Annotated in this window: 5 protein-coding genes; all 5 read right to left on the bottom strand. The window is 36.3% G+C overall.

Annotated elements, in window-relative coordinates; all coding sequences use genetic code 11:
* Positions 1 to 973 precede the first annotated feature (973 nt).
* Positions 974 to 1210 (bottom strand): hypothetical protein, encoded by a 237-nt coding sequence (locus E0Y80_RS19120; protein WP_156309261.1) that lies wholly within the window; start codon positions 1208 to 1210, stop codon positions 974 to 976.
* A 161-nt stretch (positions 1211 to 1371) separates the two neighbouring features.
* A complete protein-coding gene (locus E0Y80_RS19115; RefSeq protein WP_156309260.1) occupies positions 1372 to 1653 on the bottom strand; it encodes a hypothetical protein in 282 nt (93 codons plus the stop codon).
* 218 nt (positions 1654 to 1871) lie between these two features.
* Positions 1872 to 4169 carry a GH92 family glycosyl hydrolase gene (locus tag E0Y80_RS19110; RefSeq protein WP_156309259.1) on the bottom strand — a complete coding sequence of 766 codons (2298 nt, stop codon included), beginning with the start codon at positions 4167 to 4169 and terminating at the stop codon, positions 1872 to 1874.
* On the bottom strand, positions 4156 to 5304 hold the full coding sequence (locus tag E0Y80_RS19105; RefSeq protein ID WP_156309258.1) for a glycerate kinase family protein: 1149 nt from the start codon (positions 5302 to 5304) through the stop codon (positions 4156 to 4158). Before E0Y80_RS19105 ends, E0Y80_RS19110 begins: the two co-directional genes overlap by 14 nt.
* Complete coding sequence (locus tag E0Y80_RS19100) at positions 5297 to 6277, bottom strand: 2-hydroxyacid dehydrogenase (protein ID WP_156309257.1); 981 nt, start codon at positions 6275 to 6277, stop codon at positions 5297 to 5299. Before E0Y80_RS19100 ends, E0Y80_RS19105 begins: the two co-directional genes overlap by 8 nt.
* Positions 6278 to 6355: the final 78 nt, after the last annotated feature.

Below are 6355 nucleotides of genomic sequence, written 5' to 3'. Positions count from 1 at the left end.
CAAAACTTAAAGCTTTCAGGAGCGTCTTTCGTGGCGTAAGGGACACGACATTCTTTCTGTACAGAGTGATGAAATTGTATGCTTAAAAATCTTTACCCCCCAAACTTTCGGTATGATCCAAAGCTATTCCAGAGCTTTAGCTCTGGAAACCATTTCTTCCCATCTATCCAACTAGCACTTCCAATTATCTCCTGTTACAAAAAACTATTCCTTAATAGATTTATTGAATCCTTTTACAATTAATTAAAAAAAATTGCAACAAATAAACTTATTATACATAATAATAATTATCTTTAATAGTTATATTTATTTAAATAAATAATATTAAATTTCTATTAACGAAATATTAATAGTTTTTCCTTAAATATTTACAACAATTAAATGTAAAAATTTAAAAACATGGGACAGAAGTTTTTAAAATATCTTCATTTACCGTTTCCAAGATATTCATCAAAAGATTTCGGATATTCATTTTTTATCTTTCTTCGAATTAAAATCCTTCAGAAAAAATCTATTCCATTTATTAAAAGCCCCAATTCATCAATGAGAATTGGGGACTTATGGCTTTTAAAAATTCCTGAAAGGTATTGCTCCTTTTTGAACCGGCTCACACTAACATACTCTGCTAACTCGGAGGTTTTCTTGCCCTAAGCTTACTTTTGAAGAGTACAAAGCTTAGGGCATATTTTTAGGGAAAAAGCCAATCAATCATCCAATATTGAAGAAAAATTCTCAATAAATTGTCCTTTTTTAATAGCTCGATTTCGAAGTTCTTGATGAAATTTAATCTCATTTTTATTGATAAATCCACGATCAATTTCCTTAATTATTTCAAAATTATTATCCGTTTTCCATATTGAAACACAAACCCCTCCCTCCATTTGTTCCGAAATAATAACATAACATCTTCCATAAATATTTAAAGCTGTTTGTATCACTATATTTTTCCTTTGTTTATTTTATTAGCTTTATTTTAGTCCATTAACCAATTCAACCCTTCTCGCCAATCGTCAAATTCCCGAAGCTCTATTAAGTTATGGTCGACATTTTCCAACCTCAGCATACTTTCCATAATGGCTTGAAACAAGTTTTGACCTGAAATCCTAATCATGGAATTATCAAGCAATGAAATCAGATAAAAATCATTTCCTTTATTTCTTACAATATATTTCGCTCTTTTTCCAGCATTGATATAAATAGTATGTAACATAAGTCCTTTATTCTTGAGGTACGCTAACAAAAAGAGGCTACCTTGGGGTAACCTCTACATAGCAACATTCTAACTTCAGTTTAGGCACTTTCATCGGCCCGATGTATTTTTATTCTCCTGTTCATAGAGGAAATAAGTTCTTTTTTAATCCTTTGTGATTTTTATATATGATCTATTAGTTTGCTTAATCCAATCAAAAGTGGTTTTTGTATATCAAAATATACCATACCTGATGGCACATCATAAGGCCGACCAAAATCATTGATCGTATACCTCCACTCAAATCCACCAAAAAAACTCTTGGTCGGTGTCACATATACAAAAATATGATGCTCTATAAATAGCCATTCCTGAACTGCATAATGACTATTGTCCGGCAAATCATATCCCTTTGCCCTAGCCTTTGCTAAAACAACCTTACTTAATTGAGGAATCGAATTCATAATAAGTTAGTGTTTACTAGGAACTAAGTTAACTATTAATTTATTTTATATAATGTAAAATAGCTATCTAAAATAAGGAAGAAATTCCTAGCTTGGCATTTTTTCTAATTTTTATCTATCTAATTACTAATAAGTTAACAGTCAATTTCAAATTACCGCCTGCATTTCAATTAAAGAAATCACGAGCAATTAATCTGGCTTATGGACTTAAAAATTTTCTAATTCTTAATACTTGATGCCATTTCTAATTTTAACACACCTCCTTTAATTAAATCTTCATGTTTTAACTGTCGTAAAGTATATGTTTTTCCATTTAAGGTTGCTGACTGTATGTAGATGTTTTCTTTCGAATTATTATTGGCGATAATACTGAACTTCTTTCCATTTTCGAGATTGAAGGTGACCTCCTCAAATACTGGACTGGTGATTTCATAAACAGGATCCCCAGGAGCTAGCGGATGAATTCCGGCTGCCGCAAGTACATACCATGCTGACATTTGGCCGACATCTTCATTTCCAGTCAATCCTTCAACTTCATTTTTGTAAGCATGTTCACAAATATATCGGGTCCATTTCTGAGTTAGTTCTGGCGCTCCTAGTTTATTAAATAAAAAAGGAACATGATGAACAGGTTCATTTGCGTGGTTATAATAAATATTCCATAAAAAGTCTTGAGGAGTCTTTTCAAAAAATTCCTGAAGGTCCTTCAACACTTTTTCCCTTCCCCCCATTAATTTTACCATCCCATCTACATCATGTGGCACAAACCAACCCTGTTGATATGAATTGGCTTCAATACTACCATACCATTCCTTTAAACGGCCTTCCTCTGGCCATTCCTGCCAAGAACCATCCTTTTTCCTTGGCCGAAACCAATTCTTTTCCTTGTCATAAATGTTCTGATAATATTGTCCTCGCAACATATACTTCTCAAAAATCTCTTTTTTTCCTAAACTTTTTGCCATTTGAGCAATACACCAATCGGTGTATGCAAATTCCAATGTTTCTGAAATACTGTATCCATTTTCCATAGGAACATAGCCTAGCTCACCATTCCCAAACTTTTCAGAAGTTTTAATCATGAGGTCCAATGCTTCATCCTTATCATAATCCCGAATCCCTTTTGCATAAGCATCTGCAATAATAGACAAGGCTGGATTTCCAATCATGCAGCCACTATATGCGTTGAAGAACTCCCAACGTTCCAGATAGTTTTTATTACTCTGCTTTGCCAAAGTGATCAAGGAATTGATTTCGTCATTGACAAGCTTCGGATTGATAATCGTTTGCAAAGGAAATTGGCTCCTAAAGACATCCCAACCACTAAAAATTGTCCTTTTTGTAAAGTTACCTGCCTCGTAAACTTTGCCATTTGGTCGCGGATAACGTCCATCTACATCTGTTATGCTTCTCGGATCAATCATGGTATGATAAAGTGAAGTATAGAAAATTGTCTTCTCATCTTCCGTTCCTCCCTTTACCAAAATTTTGTTCAGTTGTTTCTCCCAAGCATCTTTCGCAGCCATTCGCATATCGTCAAATCCTCTTCCTTTCACATCAGCATTGAAATTATTCTCAGCCCCCTTTAAGTCTGTGAATGATATCCCTACTTTCAAAAGTACCTCCTCCTGTTCCTCCGTAGGAAACTCAGAGAAAAATCCAACATGGTCGGCCTCTACTTCATAAGCTCCCTTAATAATCTTTGCCTGTTCTATCAATCTCTGGTATGGCAAACTGGCAACATCTTGGTTTTTCCTCCCTTGATCTTTTGGAATTTCAACCGCCCAAAATCCAAAATCCTTGAGAGGCTTGCTAAATTCTGCATAAAAAAACACAGTATAATCGGGATGTCCATCACCATTTCCCCAGCCTCCTCCAGTGGAGTCACATTTGATCCATCCTCGAATGGTATGATCATTTACAACTTGAACAGATTGTCTTGTGGAGGTACCACCAACTCTTCTTGCTAAATCAATCTGAATTCTTGAAGTATCACTCTTCGGAAATGTAAAACGGAGCATTCCTCCATATGGCGATGCTGTTGCTTCGGTTTTTATCCGGTATCGATCCAAAAAAACCGAGTAATATCCTGCTTCAGCTTTTTCCGAACTTTTATCGTAGGTAGATCGATAACCTTCAATTTCATCCGAACCTTCCTTACCAGCTACCACCAACAGCTTTCCTGTCGTCGGCATCACCAAAAAATTCCCAAGATCTCCATACCATCCTATCCCGCTCATCTGGGTAAAAGCAAAGCCTTCAATAGTTTTATGCTCATCACTATATCCAGGACCATTATCCCCTCCAGTTATGGTATTAGGGCTTACCTGCGTCATACCAAATGGGGTAGTCGCTCCAGGAAACGTTTTTCCAAGTCCATGATATGAAGTTGCTGTATTGGTACTTGCTCCAATAAATGGATTGACATATTTGCTGAGATCATTTCCAGACTGAGCTGATAATTGGAAAGTAACTGCTGTAAATAATATAATGGAGGCTGTTCTAATTCTTAACATAACATAATTGATTTAATAAATTCCCTACCTGTTTACCGGTCCTTCTCAGATTTTCCTTCGTATTTGCTATAGCCTCCTCCAACTTTTCTGGCTTCGACCCAATTGATAATAGCATCATGAACAATTCCTGCAATTCAGAATTGATAGTTAAGGGAATTTTTCCTGCTAATCCAATACAAGGTATTTTATTTTTTCGGGCTAATCGAGCAACTTCAACCGGACCCTTTCCATTCAGAGATTGGCTGTCAATACTTCCTTCTCCAGTTATCAGTAAATCAGCACGTTTTAATTCATCCTCAAAGTTGCTTAGCTCACAGAAGGTCGATGCTCCAGGTTTTAATTTGGCATTCAAAAAGACATCAAACGCTGCCCCTAATCCGCCTGCTGCTCCTCCTCCTACAACGTTATTCAATGACTTGCCTATCGACTTTTTTGTTAGAGCATTAAACAACTTCAAAAAACTTTCTAATTTGTCCACATCCAGTTCATTGGCACCTTTTTGTGGACCAAACACATGTGAAGCCCCCTTTTTTCCCAATAGTTTATTATCAACATCACACAGGACAGTAAACGAACATAAGGACCTTATTTTCTGCAATGCTGAAATGTCCATTGATTCAACCTGATCAAAAGAATCAGGCATTGCTATGAATTCCTTGTTATCTGAATCCATAAATTTCAGCCCTAACTCCTGTAACATGCCTATTCCCCCATCCACAGTCACAGATCCGCCCAAACAAATGATAAAATCATGAATTCCAGCATCCATATTTTTGCAAATCAACTGACCCAATCCTTTGCTACTTGATTTCAGTGGTGACTTCAGACGATTTTGTATCGATTTGAAACCAGAAGTTTCTGCTATTTCGATAACCGCAGTTTTCCCTTGATTGATTACACCATAAGATACCCTTGTCTTTTTCAAATAGGCTCCATGTACTTCTGCCCTTTTCATGCTTCCTTTAAGATGCTTGACTAAGAGTGATGAGGTTTGATCGCCTCCATCAGCAATAGGAAATGAAATAAGTTCTGCCCGAAGTCCCGAATTCCTTAGACCAGAAGCAATCGCTTCAGATGCTTCTTCCGCCGTTAAGGCATTTTTAAAACTATTTGGGGCGATCAGTATTCTATTCATTAGTATATACTTCTGGATTTAGGCAGGTATTCAATGGTTTTCCTTCTATAAATGCTACGATATTCTCAGCAGCAATTCTTGCCATTCCTGACCTCGCCTCAATTGTGGCTGAACCAATGTGCGGCAATACACAAACTCGTTCATGCTTTAGAAGAGGATTGTCGGGCAACATAGGTTCTGGATCAGTGACATCCAATCCTGCACCCCATAGTTTCCCAGCATTTAAGGCTGAATCTAAATCGATTTCATTAACAAAACCACCCCTAGCCGTATTCAGCAAAATCGCATTCGGCTTCATCTGATTAAATACAGAGGCATTAAAATAACCATGATATTCCGGTGAATAGTTCGCATGTATAGACAGAACGTCAGATTGATTTAATAATTCTTCAAAACTGACATACCGAGCCCCTAATTTTTCCTCCAATTCCATATTGCGGTTTCGGTTGTGATAAATTACTGGCATTTGGTATGCCGCTTGGCATTTGATCGCCATCTCATACCCAATCCTTCCTAAACCGAATATGCCCAATGTCTTCCCATATAGTTCCTGTCCCAAATTTGCAATTGGATTAAAATATTTAAAGCGAACACCGATTCTAACTTGATTTGTATTGAATGAAGCTAATCTGGAGGTCATCAACATCAACATAAACGAAATATCTGACGTTGCTTTACTTAGCACATCAGGCGTATTTGAAACCGGAATTCCGCGTTTTGTTGCCTCCTCTAAATCCACTTGATCATATCCAACGGAAAACAAGGATACAGCTTTTACAGACGGACAGAGATCAAAAAACTTTGCATCGATTTTGTATGCTCCAATATTTAATATAGCATCGCATTGCTGGCAATAAGAAATCCATTCTTCATATGAAATCTCAGGATTCTCAGGCATTAATAAGTCAATGTCTGGACGTGCGAGTATTTGCATCCCAATTTCTGGAATAAGTTTATTTATAAAAATTTTCATGTTTAGGAGATTATATTTTGTTATTGGCTTAATATACTAAAAACGAATGGTTTCTTTCCAATTATTTCCATAACATTA

This window comes from Sphingobacterium endophyticum (assembly GCF_009733535.1).
GTDB classification, from domain to species: Bacteria; Bacteroidota; Bacteroidia; order Sphingobacteriales; family Sphingobacteriaceae; genus Sphingobacterium; species Sphingobacterium endophyticum.
Note: the sequence above shows the minus strand (reverse complement) of the source record. Positions and strands in the feature narration are given on the sequence as shown.

What these genes read in the sequence shown, in the direction of transcription:
- E0Y80_RS19120 (WP_156309261.1), bottom strand. Translation starts at nt 1,210, where the DNA reads ATGTTACATACTATTTATATCAATGCTGGAAAAAGAGCGAAATATATT.
- E0Y80_RS19105 (WP_156309258.1), bottom strand. Translation starts at nt 5,304, where the DNA reads ATGAATAGAATACTGATCGCCCCAAATAGTTTTAAAAATGCCTTAACG.
- E0Y80_RS19110 (WP_156309259.1), bottom strand. Translation starts at nt 4,169, where the DNA reads ATGTTAAGAATTAGAACAGCCTCCATTATATTATTTACAGCAGTTACT.
- E0Y80_RS19115 (WP_156309260.1), bottom strand. Translation starts at nt 1,653, where the DNA reads ATGAATTCGATTCCTCAATTAAGTAAGGTTGTTTTAGCAAAGGCTAGG.
- E0Y80_RS19100 (WP_156309257.1), bottom strand. Translation starts at nt 6,277, where the DNA reads ATGAAAATTTTTATAAATAAACTTATTCCAGAAATTGGGATGCAAATA.